At 62.7% G+C, this 263-nt stretch carries 1 protein-coding gene; it reads right to left on the bottom strand.

What is annotated here, in order from left to right; translation table 11 throughout:
* A partial coding sequence (locus L9G74_RS24290) for an MmgE/PrpD family protein (protein WP_238898694.1) occupies nt 1-263 on the bottom strand: 263 nt, incomplete at both ends.

Below are 263 nucleotides of genomic sequence, written 5' to 3'. Positions count from 1 at the left end.
GCGGGACATGGTGTTGGGGCTGTGGCGGTAGGTACGCATGGACTGACCGTCAACCCAGGCCTGCGAGATGGCATCGCGGGTCTGAGCCTCGGACAGGCCAAGCATCTGCGAGACGACGGCGGCAGAGGCGACCTTGACGTTGACAACGTGGTCGAGACCGACCTTGTTGAAGCTGTTCTCGAGCGCCAAGCAGCCCTGGATTTCGTGGGCCTTGACCATGGCCTCCAGCACGTCCTTGACGGTGAAGGTGGCGCCATTGGCAA

The sequence above is a fragment of the Shewanella electrica genome, from assembly GCF_022321485.1.
GTDB classification, from domain to species: Bacteria; Pseudomonadota; Gammaproteobacteria; order Enterobacterales; family Shewanellaceae; genus Shewanella; species Shewanella electrica.
The sequence above is the reverse complement of the archived record's forward strand: the minus strand, read 5'-3'. Positions and strand labels throughout refer to the sequence as shown.